Below are 13801 nucleotides of genomic sequence, written 5' to 3'. Positions count from 1 at the left end.
ATTGCTTATCGGCCATCAACCCGATCCTTTAAGCATTAAAAATCCCTGCCAAGGGGTTCACAAGCGCGGCAGATCTGTTAGTATGCGCCTCGCACTTGGGAGGGGTTCCCGAGCGGCCAAAGGGATCAGACTGTAAATCTGACGGCTCTGCCTTCGAAGGTTCGAATCCTTCTCCCTCCACCATTCAAGTGCGCACAATCAGGCAATGCCCCGTGGAGGGGTTCCCGAGCGGCCAAAGGGATCAGACTGTAAATCTGACGGCTCTGCCTTCGAAGGTTCGAATCCTTCTCCCTCCACCACTCTTCCAGAAAACCCGGCCTCGCGCCGGGTTTTCGCTTTTCCGGCTCCCCGCTCCCGACCGAGTCTCCCTCCCCGGGCAATAAAAAACGGGAGGCCCCTGGCCTCCCGTCTTCGCATCCCGCGTCCTCACAGGGTGAAGCGATAGAAGATGTCCACCGCCTGGGCCACCCCGCTCATGGCCTGCAGGTAGAGCCTGGGCATCAGCTCGTAGCGCAGCTTGAACTCGGCGATGGGGCTGAACACCCCGACCCCGTACTGGAACTGCAGGCCGGGCAGCAGGTAGGCCGACAGGGTGACCTGGGTATCGTCTCCGCTGCCGGCGGTGTCGAGGGCCACGTCGCTCATGCCGAGGGACTCCCCTATGCTGGAGACCACGCCACTCGCCTGGCTCACGGCCCCCGCCACCAGCAGGCCATTGAAGCCGCCATCCTCGCCGCTGGTCTGCAGCCCCTTGCCGCGCAGCAGGTAGGAAAGCTGCTCGGACTGCGCCATCTGCGGCTCGGAATAGACGGTGATCTTCGGCTTGGCAGCCGGCCCGGTCACCCGCACCCCGACGGTGACGTTGTCCTCTATGGTATCGGGATCCCGGTAGGTCTCGATGTTGAGATAGGGCTGATCGATGGGGCCGGAGAAGAGGATACGCCCCTCCTTGATGATGAGGTTCTGGCCATAGGCCTTGAAGCGCCCGTCTTTCAGCTCCAGCTGTCCATTGCCCGCCAAGGGTTTGGACGGATCCTGGCGAATGTTGAGCGCCCCCGTCACCTTGGTCTTGAGCCCCATGGCCTCCAGCCGGACATCGTCCCCGAGCCGTACGGCGAGCCTGATCTCCATGGGCAGCGGCGCCGCCTTGGGCACGGGAGGCAGATCGTCGTAGATGACGGTCACGTCATCGGACACCGCCACCGCGCTCTCGGGCAGGGTCTTGACCAGGATCCGCGACCAGGGGATGTCCACCTGGCCGGTGACCCGGGTCTCCTCGCCCAGGGAAATGGCGATATCCGGTGTCACCCGCACCCGGCCCATGCCCGGATACTGGGCCTCCAGATCCTTGCCCTGGATGGTAAGACTGCCGGTGACGGGCTGCCGGGCCCAGCTCAGCCAGCCGCCCAGCGCCAGGGGCCCCTTGCCCACCAGCATGGAGCCGTCGAGTTCGGCCCGGTTGCCATCGATCTTGAGGCGGGTCACCAGCTTGGAGAGGGTCACCATGTCGGAGTGGGTCTGCACCTCCCCTTCCCGCAGATCCAGCTCGCCATACAGCAGGGGCGCGGCCAGGGTGCCGTCGAAACGGGCATCCGCCGAGATGATCCCCTGCAGGGAGCGCACCTCGGGAATGAGGGGGGCGAAGGTGGTCAGCTTGAGGTCGTCAAACCTGAGCTGGCCCGACAGCTGACCGCGACCGGCGGGCTCCCTGATCAGCAGATCGGTGTCGATATTGCCGATCTGTTGGGACGCGAAGTCGACCCGGATGGAGGCCTGCTGGCGCTCGAAGTCCACCCCCAGCTCCAGGCGCTGGTAGTCGGTCTTGAGCTCGTCGGCGACAAAGGTGCCCGGCGTGGTGCGCACCGTGGCGTGCAGGGTCGGCTGGCTGCCGCGCCAGCTGGCGCGCCCGTCCGCCGACAGCACCGCCTGCCAGCGGAAGTTGTCAGGCAGCCAGGGGCGCAGCCGCTTGAGATCGAACTGGCTCAGGGCAAACTCCAGGCTGCCCTGGGCCGGGGAGATGCGGCTGCCCTTGACGCAGAGGCTGGCCTTCTGGGACCCCAGGCAGAGATCCCCCATGGTCAGCTGCTGGCTCGGCAGATCCAGGTCCAGCGCCCAGGGGGCGATCAGGGACCAGCGCTTGAGGGGGGTCTTCAGCCTGAGCTCGGAGAGAGCGCCACGCCAGCGATCCCCGCGCAGACTGCCGTTCAGTCGCAGATCCGCGGCCACCGGCTCCCCCTTCATGGTCAGGGTCAGATCGTGTCGATTGAGATCGCCGCTCAGGTTCAGGGCGATCTGGGAGAGCGCGGTCGCCCCCTGCGCCAGGCTCGCCACCGTCAGGGCCAGCTCGCCGGCCGGTTTCTCCCCCACCAGGGCATTGCCCTTGATGACAGTCTCTTTCAGCACTGTCCCGGCATAGGAGAGACGGCCGGACACCAGATCCGCATTCACCCTTGGCGCCTGCTGGCTGCCGGTGACGCGCACCTGTCCCTTGAGATCGCCGCCAAGGCCGGGGTAGATGCCGCCGAGCTTGGGGGCGTCGATCTGCGCATCCAGCTTCCAGGCCAGGGTCGTGAGGGAGCCCTTCGCCTGCAACTGGTTGGGGCCGCTTTGCAGCGCCAGGGCCGGGATGGTCCACTCCATCTTGTCGTTGCCGCTGAGCGCTCCCTTGAGCGCCAGAGGATACTGGTTGAGCTTGCCGTCAACCTTGAGCTCCGGCAGCGCCAGCTGCCAGTGGCCCGCCTCGTCCAGCTCGAAGCGGCTCGCAATCCTGCCCGCCAGCCTCCCCTTGATCTCCGGCACCAGCTCGGCCGGGTTGATCCCCTTGAATTCCGTGGTGCCCTGCCACTGCACCCCCTTATTCCAGGCCAGCTTGCCGTCGAGCCTGAGCTCCCCCTTGAGGGCACCCAGCAGCAGCTCGATGCGGCTGAGCTGGCCGAGATCCCCCTTGCCCGACAAGGCCACCTTGAAGGGCGGCACATCGGTTCCCTTGCCGGCGGTCTTCAGCGCAAACTGGTAGCCGGAGAGCTTGCCCTTGGCGCTCAGGGTGCCCTTGTCCAGCCGGTAGCTGGGCTCATCCTTGGCTGGCTTGTGCAGCGGCCAGGCGAGGCTCTTCCAGTCCAGCGCCAGATCAAACGGCAGCTCCGGATCGAGGGCCGCGAGCGATCCCTTGAGATTGGCGGTGACCGGCCCCTTGGCCTTGAGCGCCAGCCCCAGCTTGCCCACGGACCCCGCCAGGGTCAGGTTAGCCTGCTCCCCCTTGAGCTGGTTCTCCAGCAGCCCCTTGCGGGCCTTGGCATCCAGGGTCAGGGCGAGGGGATAATCCTCGACCAGGCGCACATGGCCGCTCAAGGCCAGATCCGCCATGGCGTGGCGCAGGGAGAGCTCCCGCACGTCGATGCGCTCATCCTGGGCCTTGGCCGACAGCAGCAGGGTGTCGAGCCCCTCGACCAGCTCCCCCTGCTGGTAGCGCAGCCTGGTGGCGTTCAGGCCTTCCAGCTGGATGGGGAAAGGCAGGCGGATCTCGGGCAGCACTATGGGCTCGGGCTTGTTCGCGGCCTTGCCCTTGTCAGCCTGGCGCCCCTCGGACGCCTTGGCCGCCACCTCCTTCGCCTTCTGCGGTTCGCCCTTGCCCTGCCCCTGCTTGGCGGGCTCCTTCCCCTTGTCGGCGGGGGGCTTGCTGCCGGCCTCCTTGGGGGCCTGTGCCAGCACGATGTCGAGACCATCGAGCACGGGACCGCGCACCATGAGCCCCTTGCGATCCAGGGTGGCGCCTATCTCCAGATCCTTGAGGGTCACCGCCACGCCGGGCACGGCCAGATCGAGGCCGGCCACCCTGAGGCTGTCCACCTGGATCTTGAGCGGCAGCGGACGCCAGACGAAGGGCTCCGACGGCGCTTCCGGCACAGGTTCGGATTCGGCCACCCGGACCACGGGACGGGTGACCGCGAGAGACTTGATCCAGAGCTTGCCCTGCAAGAGCTTGCCGAGATCCCAATCCAGCACCGCCCGCTCCACGGTGACATCCACCAGCTCGTCCTGCCAGCCGACCCCTTCCAGGGTCCAGCCATAGCCGAGCTGACCCGCCACCAGCTCCCCCTTGAGGGAGGGCAGCGCGCTCCTGGCCTGCTGCCACAGCCACTTGTTGCCCTGGTGGGTGAAGCCCAGCAGGCTGACGCCGATGAGCAGCAGGAAGAAGAGGCCCATGAGCCACAGGAAGATGCGTTTTACCCAGATCACGATGCAGACCCCTGCAAGGAGAGCAGCCGCAGCGGCCAGAAAAGAGAGCGAAGAGGACGAAGGCGTTCAGACCGGATCATAGCTCTGGCCCCAGCGCGAAATGCAGCCGCAGCGGCTTGTCTTCTTCGGAGATGCCCACCGCCAAGTCCAGCCTGACCTGACCGATGGGGGTCACCCAGCGCACCCCGACCCCGGTGCCTATCTTCCAGGCCTCGCTGTAGTCGACGGTGGCGGTACCACCATCCACGAACAGGGCGCCGAGCCACTTGTCGCTGAAGCGGTAGTTGTATTCCAGGCTGCCCACGCTGGTGTAGCGGCCCCCGGTGAGCTTGCCCTCCTCGTCCCTCGGCGAGACGGTCTCATAGCCGTAGCCGCGGATGGTCTGATCGCCGCCGGTGAAGAAGCGCAGGGAGGGGGGCACCAGGGAGAAGTCATCCCCGACGATGGCCCCCTGCTCGACCCGCATCAGGAAGCGGTGATCCTCCCCCAGGGTGCGCAGCCACTTGCTGCGTCCCCACACCCGCATGAAGTTGATGTCAGAGCCCCAGTAGGGGCTGGAGAATTCCATCGTCAGCTGCTGGCGATCCCCCCAGTCCGGCACCAGCCCGCCGCGCACCCGCAGCCGCGACCAGGAGACCCCGGGGATCAGCAGCAGGCTGTTCCCCTCGTCGTTGCCCTGCACATAGCGCTCGTTCTCCAGCCGCACGAAGACGTCCCTGTCCCAGCTATCGGGTCGCCGCTTCCAGCGGTGCACGCCGAAGGTGGCCAGATCGGAACGGGTGTCGTTGTTGTCGGTGTACTGGTAGCCGGCCTGCAGGGAGTAGTAGTCCCGCAGCGGGTTGCCGACCGGGATCTGGTAGTCGAAACTCAGCTCCGCCTCAGGGGCAGAGATCTTGGCGGTGCTGGAGAGGCTGTGACCGTAGCGGTTGACCCAGGGCTTCTCCCAGGTGGCGCTCAGGCGCGGTCCCACGTCGGTGGCATAGCCGATACCCGTCTCTATCTCGTGGTCGACCCGGTTGGAGAGGGTCACCTGCACCGGCACCCGGTTGTCCTCGGCCTGGCTGATCAGGGGCTTGATGTCCACCTGCTTGAACAGCTTGGTGGAGGAGACGTCCTGGGACATCTCGGCCAGCCGGATCGCCAGATAGGGGTCGCCAGTCTGGATGTTGATGAGCGGCCGGATGAGGCGCAGCGCCTCCGGCGTCGCGTCGTAGCGGATCTCACCGAAGTGATAGCGGGGGCCGGAGCGAAACAGGATGTAGATCTCCGCCTTGCCCTGATCCGGGAAGACCTTGACCTGGCTCTTGCTGATCTTGGCGTCGAAGTAGCCCCGCGCCAGCCCCAGGCTGCCGAGATCCGCCTTGATGGATTCGTACTTGCCGTGGTTGAGGGGATCCCCCTCCTTCAGGGGCAGCTTGTCCAGCAGCTCGCTGTAGACCTCGTCGCTGCCCGCATCCCCCTCCAGCAGGATGTCGAGGCGCGAGATGATCACGGGCTCTCCCCGCTCGATCTCGATGACGACCCTGGCCGGGGATTTCTTGTCGCGGGTGAGGGTGATCTTCGGCTGGTAGTAGCCGTAGACCTGCAGGGCCTTCTGCACGCTCTCGGTGATCTTGGCGCGGGCGGGGCGGTACTGGCGCTCCTGGTAAACCGGCAGGGCATTGAGATAGGCCTCGACGTTATCCTTCTGCTCCCCCTTGACCCCCTTGATCTGATAGGTCAGCTTGGCCGCCATGGCGGGGGTGGCCAGCAACCAGAGGGCGAGGAGCAGCAGCAAGGTGCCGGGCCCGGGGCGACGGGATCGCCCGGATGAAGTGCTCCTGGCTGGAAAAGTAGGATAGCATCCTGTCAAACGTCAATTTCCCCGAATAACATGATTGAAAAATTGTTCTATTCAGAACGATACCGGGACTCACCCCGGCCAAATGCCGCCCATCCTAGCACAATCCCCGTCGCGAGATCCCCCGATCGGGCCCAGTCCTGACCATGATGCCCGCTCCCGGGCCGCGACCCGAACGACGGCCATCGGGCTCGCCTCCCTGCCAGAGCGACCAGACTGCGCACTCTCTCGGCGAGGGTCGTACAAAAAACCGTCTCTTCAAACGTCCCCCGCCTGCCCGCACTCAGTGCCGTCTCCTGTTCGCCGCCTCCCTCCGAGCGACAGTTCCTGTCGAATCACACCGGACTTTGCGAGGGGGGACGACCCGGCCGACTTGACGTCATCGTCTGGCTCCGCCGCCTTCCTGCCGGCGATTGCACCAGAAAATAAGTTTAAATCAATAACTTGATAGGAAGCACTAAAGCTTCGTTCAATTCAATCGATTTATCCCGCTGCCACTGATCTCCCGCCTGCCTCACACTGACTCCATTCATCGCAGGAGAGCTTCCATGACCTTACGCAGCGAACAACTGGCTGACTACATCGCCGACCGGCTCGAATTCATCACCTTCCTGGCCTGCTGCAGCGCCTTGCTGGCCCTGCTGACCGGGATGAACGGCCAGCAGGCCCTGGCCTTCACCGCCCTCAACCTGCCCTTCGGCCTCACCCTGCTGCTGGGCATGGCCCTGCTGGCCCCGCTGCCGGCCCACTGGCGCCTGCCCGGAATCGTGCTGCTGCTGGTCGGCGGCGCCCTGCTGACACTGCAGCTGGGTGGCGACTGGCTCAATCCCCTGGCCATCTGGTGCCTCTACGCCCTGCTGGGGCTGGAGATCCTCTGGCAGTCTCGCCCCAGGGGCCGCCTGGCAACCCATCCCCGCGGCTGAGCCTGCCAGCCATCTGCCGACGGCCAGGAGGACGTGCCATCAGGCTGCGCCCGCAAGGGGCTGACGCAGGGGCGCAATTGGAGTAATCTTGCGCCCCTTTACCGCCACCGAGGAGCGCCCCGATGAAAAAAGCCTGTGCCCAGCACATCCTGGTCAAGACCGAGAAACAGTGCCTCGAGATCAAGGAGAAGCTCGCCAAGGGCGCCGACTTCGGCCAGATGGCCAGGCGCTTCTCCACCTGCCCCTCCGGCAAGCGCGGCGGCGACCTGGGGGAGTTCTCCAAGGGGGACATGGTCAAGGCCTTCGACGATGCCGTGTTCAAGGGGGAGCTGCTGACCGTGCTGGGGCCGGTGCGCACCAAGTTCGGCTTCCATCTCATCAAGGTGCTCTATCGCAGCTGAGGGCTGCTGCCCGGGGTCGGCCCCAGGTTCCCGGCCCCTGCAACCCAAAGACGCAACGATAATTTACTAACGTTATCAGGCAATTAAGTTTATCCTTCTGGGCATAGTTCCATCCTGACCAGTGGATCCGTCTTATGCACAGCTCTTTGTGGTGGCCCCTGCTGGCCTGGCTGCTGCCCCTGGGGGGCGCCCTCGGCAGCCGCGCCCACCTCTGGCCCTGGTGGCTCGGTTTCGCCCTCTGCATCGTGAGCGCCCTGATCGGCCTCTGGCTCCTGCTGCGCCTGCCCTGGCGCTATCGCAACGCCCCCACCCTGTGGCCCGAGATCTGGGGCATAGCCCCCCTGGTGCTGCCCCTGCTGTTCCTCGTCCAGGCGCTGCGCTCGCCGCTCACCAACGACGTCAGCACGGATCCCCATCACCCTCCCCGCCTCCAGTGGGCCGAGCAGTTGAGAACGGCAGAGGATCTCCCCGTCAACACTCCGCCCCTGCAAGTATTTCCCGGCAACCCCGGTCCTCTCTATACCCACGCCTCCCCCGCCGAGGTGCTCGCCGAAGCGGACGAGCTGATGACGGAGCTGGGCTGGCGGGTTCACCCGAGCCCGAATGGCCTCGAGGCAGTCGTCACCACCGGCTGGTTCGGCTTTCAGGATGACGTGGCGCTGCGGGTCTTCGCCGGGCCGAAAGAGACCCGGATCGACATGCGCTCCGCCTCCCGCCAGGGGCGCAGCGATCTGGGGGTCAACCGGGCGCGGATCCTGGACTTCCTGAACCGGCTGAACGAACGGCTGGGGGGCGCCTACAAGCCCAAGATGCAGAAACTCGACGAGGAACAACATGCGCATTGAGGTCAAACCGGATCGGGCCTACGCCTGGTTCATCCGCCCCTTCTTCTGGCTGCAGCAACGCAACTACGGCCAGGTGCTGATCCCCGGCAAGTGCTGGGGCCGCTCTCCGTGCCTGTTCGCCGCCGTCGCCACCCTCTACGGCGTCATCAACCGCAGGCGCTCCCCCGTCGATCCCGTGCTGCGCTCCCTGGTGACGGTGCGGGTCTCCCAGCTCAACTGGTGCCGCTTCTGCGTCGACATCAACGCCATGACCCTCATCAAGCGCGCCGGCTCCAGCGACAAGGTGGAGGCGCTCGCCCAGTGGCGCACCAGCCCCCTGTTCGACGAGCGGGAGCGGGCCGTGCTCGATTACGCCGAGGCCATGACCGGCCTCGACGGGGTGAGTGACGAGCAGGTCGCCCGCCTCAAGCCCTGGTTCGATGACGACGCCCTGGTGGAGCTCACCGGCCTCATCGCCTTCCAGAACATGTCCGCCAAGTTCAACGCCGCCCTCGACATCCCGCCCCAGGGGTTCTGCCAGCTGCCGGTGCAGCCCGAGCGCCCCGCCAAACGGGATCGCCAATGACCAGGGCACGCCTCCTTCTGCTGCTGGTGATGGGCACCCTTGTCGGCGCCTTCTTCGCCCTGGATCTCGACGGCTACTTAAGCCTCGCCCAGCTGCAGGCGCGGCAGGCCCAGGTCTCGGCCTGGGTGCAGGCGCACTTCGCCGCGGCAGCCCTCGCCTTCATGCTGATCTACGTGATCACCGCGGCCCTCTCCCTGCCCGGTGCCAGCCTGCTGACCCTGGCGGGCAGCGCCGTCTTCGGCATCCAGTGGGGACTCTTGCTGGTCTCCTTTGCCAGCACCCTGGGGGCCACCCTGGCCTTTCTCAGCGCCCGCTTCCTGCTGCGGGACTGGGTAGCCGGGCGCTTTGGCGACAAGCTCGCCAGCGTTCAGGCCGGCATGGCGAAAGATGGCGCCTTCTACCTGCTGAGCCTGCGCCTCATCCCCCTCTTCCCCTTCTTCCTGGTCAACCTGGTGATGGGGCTCACCCCCATCCGGGTCAGCACTTACTACTGGGTCAGCCAACTCGGCATGCTGCCGGGCACCTTCGTCTACGTGCTGGCGGGCAGCGAGCTCGCCACCCTCACCAGCACCGGCAACATCCTCTCCCCCGGGCTGGTGGCGGCCCTGACCCTGCTCGGCCTGATGCCCTGGCTGATGCGCTGGCTGCAGCGCCGTCTCGCCCTGCGCCGCCTGCACGCCCCCTATCGCAAACCCGCGCGCTTTGACTACAACCTCCTGGTGATCGGCGCCGGGGCCGGGGGGCTGGTCACCAGCTATCTTGCCGCGGCGGTCAAGGCCAGGGTGGCGCTCATCGAGCAGCACAGGATGGGGGGGGATTGCCTCAACACCGGCTGCGTCCCCTCCAAGGCGCTGATCCGAAGCGCCCGCTTCGCGGCCGAGCAGCGCAGGGCCGGGGAGCTCGGATTCAGCCAGGGCACTTCCCGCGCCGACTTCGCCGCCGTGATGGAGCGAGTGGCAGCGGTGATCAGGGAGGTCGAGCCCCACGACTCCATCGAGCGCTATCAGGCCCTGGGGGTGGAGTGTATCCAGGGGCGGGCCCGCCTCGTCTCCCCCTGGGAGGTGGAGGTGAACGGCAGGCGCCTGTCGAGCCGCCACCTGGTGATCGCCACCGGCGCAAGGCCCCTGGTGCCCGAGCTGCCGGGGCTCGGTGACGTGCCCTACCTCACTTCCGACACCCTCTGGCAGCTGCGCGAGCCCCCCCGCCACCTGCTGGTGCTCGGCGGCGGCCCCATCGGCTGCGAACTGGCCCAGAGCCTGGCCCTGCTCGGCATCCCGGTCACCCTGGTGGAGCTGGCCGATCAGCTGCTGCCCCGGGAGGAGCGCGACGTGGCCGAGGCGCTGGCGGAACAGCTGGCCCGCGACGGCGTACAAGTGCTCACCGGCTGGCGCGCCGAGCGGGTCGATGCCAGGCCGGCGGAGGAAGGCCTGCCCATCCGGCTGCACCTGCGCCGCGGGGACGAGACCCGGGCCATCGAGGGGGATCAGCTGCTGCTGGCGCTGGGCCGGGTGGCCAACGTGAGCGGCTTCGGCCTCGAGGAGCTGGGGGTGGAACTCGCCCCGCGCGGTACCCTCAAGGTCGACGGCTTCCTCGCCACCAACTACCCCAGCATACTGGCGGTGGGGGACGTCGCGGGCCCCTACCAGCTCACCCACTTCGCCGCCCACCAGGGCTGGTATGCCGCCGTCAACGCGCTCTTCGGCCCCTTCAAGCGCTTTCGCGCGGACTACCGGGTGATCCCGGCCGCCATCTACACCAGCCCGGAAATCGCCCGGGTCGGCCTCAACCAGAGAGAGGCCGGGACCCGGGGCATCCCCTTCGAGGTGACCCGCTTCGAGATGGCCGAGCTGGATCGCGCCATCGCCGACGGGGAGACCGGCGGCTTTATCGAGGTGCTCACCGTCCCCGGCAAGGATCAGATCCTGGGAGCGACCCTGGTGGGCGCTCACGCTGGCGAGCGGATCGCCGAGTTCGTGCTCGCCATGCGCCACCGGCTCGGCCTTGGCAAGATCCTCGCCACCGTCCACCCCTATCCCACCCTGACGGAGGGGAACAAGTACGTGGCCGGCGCCTGGCGCCGCGCCCGCCAGCCCGGACGCCTGCTGGCGCTGCTGGCCCGTTACCACGGTTGGCGCCGTGGCGCCTGACCCTTCACGAGATGAACACCATGATCAAGACCCGGCTTCGCGCCCTGCTCCGTTCCCTGTTCGCCGCCGCTCCCCTGCTGCTGGCGGCCCAGCCCCACGCCGCCGAGACGCCGTGGCAGCAGACCCTCGCCGAGGCGAAGGGCCAGACCGTCTATTTCAACGCCTGGGGCGGCAGCCCGGAGATCAACGCCTACCTGGTGTGGGCGGGGCAGGAGCTCGAGCGGCAGTACGGGGTCAGGCTGGTGCAGGTGAAGGTGGATGACATCGCCCAGAGCGTCAGCCAGCTGCTGGCCGCCAAACAGGCCGGCAAGCGAGACGGCGGTCCCATCGACCTGCTCTGGGTCAACGGCGAGAACTTCAAGGCGCTCAAGGAGCAGGGGCTGCTCGGCGCGCCTTTTACCCGGGAGCTGCCGAACATGGCGCTGGTGGACGTCACCCTGCCGGTGAGCGAGGACTTCACCGTGCCGGTGGAAGGGCTGGAGGCCCCCTGGGGCATAGGCCAGCTCAACCTCATGGTGGACGGCGACCAGGTCGAGACCCCGCCCGCCTCCGCAGCGGCGCTGCTCGCCTGGGTCCAGGCACACCCCGGCCGCTTCACCTATCCCAAGCCGCCCCAGTTTCACGGTTCCAGCTTCCTCAAGCAGATCCTGCTGGAACTGACCCCGGATCCCGCCCCCCTCTATCGGGAGGCCACCGATGCCGAGTTTGCCAAGGTGACAGCCCCGCTCTGGGCCTGGCTGGAACAACTGCACCCCGCACTCTGGCGCAAGGGCAAGCTGTTTCCCACCGGCGCCGCCGAGACCAGACAACTGCTGGACGACGGCGAGCTCGCCATGGCCATCAGCTTCAATCCGGGAGAGGCCCAAAGCGCGGTGCAGAACGGCACCCTGCCCCCCTCGGTAAGGGCGGTGGCCATGAGCAAGGGGGCGCTCACCAACAGCCATTTCCTCGCCATTCCCTTCAATGCCAGCGCCCGGGCCGGGGCCAAGGTGGCGGCCAACTTTCTGCTGAGCCCGGCGGCCCAGGCCCGCAAGGCCGATCCCGCCTTCTGGGGCGATCCCAGCGTGCTGCGCCAGGAGGCCCTGCCGGGGGCGAGCCGGCCAGCCCTGCGCTTCAAGGCCAAGCCCGAGCCCCACCCCAGCTGGCAGCTCAGGCTGGAAGCGGCCTGGGCCGAGCGCTACGGCCACTGATCCATGCAGGCCAAGGCACGCCTCCTCGTCCTGCTGACGTACGCCTGCCTGCTGGGCGCACCGCTCGCCGGCGGCCTGCTGCTGCTGGCGCGGGAGGGCATCGCTTCGGCCAATCTCGGCCTGCTGCTCGCCCAGCCGGGGCTCTGGCGCTCCGCGGGCCTTAGCCTCTGGGTGGCGGGGGCCTCCACCCTGGGGGCCCTGGCGTTCACCGCCCTGCTGCTCGCCCTGGGCAGCGGGCGCCCCTGGATGCGCTGGCTGCACCGTCTGCTCTCCCCCCTGCTGGCCCTGCCCCACGTTGCCTTCGCCATCGGCTTTGCCTTCCTGCTCGCCCCCTCCGGCTGGCTGCTGCGCCTCTTCGCCCCCCTGTTCGGCGTCGGCGACCTGCCGCCGGACTGGCAGACCCTGAGAGATCCCTGGGGGCTCGGCCTCATTGTGGCGCTCATCCTCAAGGAGACGCCGTTCCTGCTGCTGATGGCCCTGGCGGCGCAGGATCCCGCCAGGGTGGCGCGCCAGCAGTGGCTGGGGGAGAGCCTCGGGTTCAGCGGGCCCCAGTTGTGGTGGCGCCTGCTGCTGCCGGCGCTCTGGCCCGCCTTGCGCCTGCCCCTCTATGCGGTCGCCGCCTATGGCCTGGCGGTGGTGGATCTCGCCCTGCTGCTGGGCCCCGATGCCCCACCCCCCCTGGCGGTGCGCCTCTGGCTCTGGTATCAGGACGCGAATCTGCGCTGGCGCGGCGCGAGCAGCAGCGGCGCCCTGCTGCTGCTCACGCTCAACCTGCTGCTGCTTGCCGCCCTGCGGCTGCTGGAGTGGGGTCACGTGACTCTCGGCAAGGTCCGCTGGCTGGACGGCAGGCGCGCCGTGCCCTCCCCCTGGCCAGAGCGGTTCACCCGGGCCGGGGTCTGGGCCCTGCTCGCCATCAACCTGCTGGTGCTCGCCTCCCTGCTGCTCTGGTCCCTGGCCAGGCGCTGGTCCTTCCCCGCCCTCTGGCCGAGCGAATGGAGCGACCGCCACTGGCTGGCGCTGCTGCCCACCCTGGGACCCCTGCTGTGGCAGAGCCTGTGGCTGGCCCTGCTCTGCGCCGCCCTGTCGCTCCTGCTGGCGGTGCTCTGCCTGGAGGCGCAGCCGGGGCGCGGCCCCCGGGGAGCCTCCTGGTCCCTCTGGCTCGTCTGCCTGCCCCTGCTGCTGCCCCAGGCCAGCCTGCTGTTCGGGCTGCGCCTGCAGATAGACGGCCTCGGGCTCGGCGGCATCGGCCCGGGCTGGGTGCTCTGGAGCCAGCTGGTGTTCGTGTTTCCCTACGTCTATCTCTGCCTGCACGGCCCCTATCGCCAGTTCGACGATCGCCTCACCCGGGTGGCCCTCAGCCTGGGCGCCAGCCCCTGGCGAGCCTGGTGGCGGGTGAAGGGTCCCCTGCTGGCCCGCCCCCTGCTGTTCGCCTTCGGCGTCGGCGCCGCGGTGAGCCTGGCCCAATACCTGCCCACCCTGCTGTTTGGCGCGGGCAGGGTGGTCACCATCACCACGGAGGCGGTGGCCATCGGCAGCGGCCTCAACCGGCGGCTGGCAGGGCTCTACGGCTTGCTGCAACTGCTGCTGCCGCTTTTCATCTACGGTCTGGTACTCTGGCTGCCGCGCCGCATCAACCCCGCCTTGAGGCCCTGAA

The 13801-nt window shown here is 67.7% G+C and carries 9 protein-coding genes and 2 tRNA genes; 9 read left to right on the top strand and 2 right to left on the bottom strand.

Annotated features, from left to right (window positions below):
- The first annotated feature begins 98 nt into the window (after positions 1-98).
- Both R2B70_RS06480 and R2B70_RS06475 read left to right on the top strand, forming a co-directional pair.
- Positions 99-183 (top strand) — tRNA-Tyr (locus R2B70_RS06480).
- Between the two features lie 31 nt (positions 184-214).
- A tRNA-Tyr gene (locus R2B70_RS06475) sits at positions 215-299 on the top strand.
- A gap of 127 nt (positions 300-426) precedes the next feature.
- Here the strand turns inward: R2B70_RS06475 and R2B70_RS06470 are convergent.
- Both R2B70_RS06470 and R2B70_RS06465 read right to left on the bottom strand, forming a co-directional pair.
- On the bottom strand, positions 427-4236 hold the full coding sequence (locus R2B70_RS06470) for a translocation/assembly module TamB domain-containing protein (protein WP_318162922.1): 3810 nt from the start codon (positions 4234-4236) through the stop codon (positions 427-429).
- 76 nt (positions 4237-4312) lie between these two features.
- On the bottom strand, positions 4313-6088 hold the full coding sequence (locus tag R2B70_RS06465) for an autotransporter assembly complex protein TamA (protein WP_412055160.1): 1776 nt from the start codon (positions 6086-6088) through the stop codon (positions 4313-4315).
- A 536-nt stretch (positions 6089-6624) separates the two neighbouring features.
- Here R2B70_RS06465 and R2B70_RS06460 point away from each other — a divergent pair.
- The 7 genes from R2B70_RS06460 (at position 6625) to R2B70_RS06430 (ending at position 13800) form a co-directional block, all read left to right on the top strand.
- On the top strand, positions 6625-6999 hold the full coding sequence (locus tag R2B70_RS06460; RefSeq protein WP_318162921.1) for a hypothetical protein: 375 nt from the start codon (positions 6625-6627) through the stop codon (positions 6997-6999).
- A gap of 122 nt (positions 7000-7121) precedes the next feature.
- On the top strand, positions 7122-7400 hold the full coding sequence (locus R2B70_RS06455) for a peptidylprolyl isomerase (RefSeq protein ID WP_209793545.1): 279 nt from the start codon (positions 7122-7124) through the stop codon (positions 7398-7400).
- A gap of 134 nt (positions 7401-7534) precedes the next feature.
- On the top strand, positions 7535-8245 hold the full coding sequence (locus R2B70_RS06450) for a DUF1499 domain-containing protein (protein WP_318162920.1): 711 nt from the start codon (positions 7535-7537) through the stop codon (positions 8243-8245).
- Positions 8235-8810: a carboxymuconolactone decarboxylase family protein gene (locus tag R2B70_RS06445; RefSeq protein ID WP_318162919.1), complete on the top strand. Its 576-nt coding sequence runs from the start codon at positions 8235-8237 to the stop codon at positions 8808-8810. The genes R2B70_RS06450 and R2B70_RS06445 overlap by 11 nt, the downstream gene beginning before the upstream one ends.
- Positions 8807-10957: an FAD-dependent oxidoreductase gene (locus R2B70_RS06440; RefSeq protein WP_318162918.1), complete on the top strand. Its 2151-nt coding sequence runs from the start codon at positions 8807-8809 to the stop codon at positions 10955-10957. Before R2B70_RS06445 ends, R2B70_RS06440 begins: the two co-directional genes overlap by 4 nt.
- A 20-nt stretch (positions 10958-10977) precedes the next feature.
- Entirely contained in the window at positions 10978-12147 is a 1170-nt protein-coding gene (locus R2B70_RS06435) for an ABC transporter substrate-binding protein (RefSeq protein ID WP_318163321.1), read from the top strand.
- A 3-nt stretch (positions 12148-12150) separates the two neighbouring features.
- Positions 12151-13800, top strand: coding sequence for an ABC transporter permease (locus R2B70_RS06430; RefSeq protein WP_318162917.1), 1650 nt, complete (start codon positions 12151-12153; stop codon positions 13798-13800).
- Position 13801 lies beyond the last annotated feature (1 nt).

This window comes from Aeromonas sp. XH, assembly GCF_033348475.1.
GTDB lineage: Bacteria > Pseudomonadota > Gammaproteobacteria > Enterobacterales > Aeromonadaceae > Aeromonas > Aeromonas sanarellii.
The sequence above is the reverse complement of the archived record's forward strand: the minus strand, read 5'-3'. Positions and strand labels throughout refer to the sequence as shown.

Bases quoted from the DNA above. Each gene is read 5' to 3' on its own strand.
- R2B70_RS06460 (WP_318162921.1), top strand. From the start codon at position 6,625: ATGACCTTACGCAGCGAACAACTGGCTGACTACATCGCCGACCGGCTC.
- R2B70_RS06455 (WP_209793545.1), top strand. From the start codon at position 7,122: ATGAAAAAAGCCTGTGCCCAGCACATCCTGGTCAAGACCGAGAAACAG.
- R2B70_RS06450 (WP_318162920.1), top strand. From the start codon at position 7,535: ATGCACAGCTCTTTGTGGTGGCCCCTGCTGGCCTGGCTGCTGCCCCTG.
- R2B70_RS06445 (WP_318162919.1), top strand. From the start codon at position 8,235: ATGCGCATTGAGGTCAAACCGGATCGGGCCTACGCCTGGTTCATCCGC.
- R2B70_RS06440 (WP_318162918.1), top strand. From the start codon at position 8,807: ATGACCAGGGCACGCCTCCTTCTGCTGCTGGTGATGGGCACCCTTGTC.
- R2B70_RS06435 (WP_318163321.1), top strand. From the start codon at position 10,978: ATGATCAAGACCCGGCTTCGCGCCCTGCTCCGTTCCCTGTTCGCCGCC.
- R2B70_RS06430 (WP_318162917.1), top strand. From the start codon at position 12,151: ATGCAGGCCAAGGCACGCCTCCTCGTCCTGCTGACGTACGCCTGCCTG.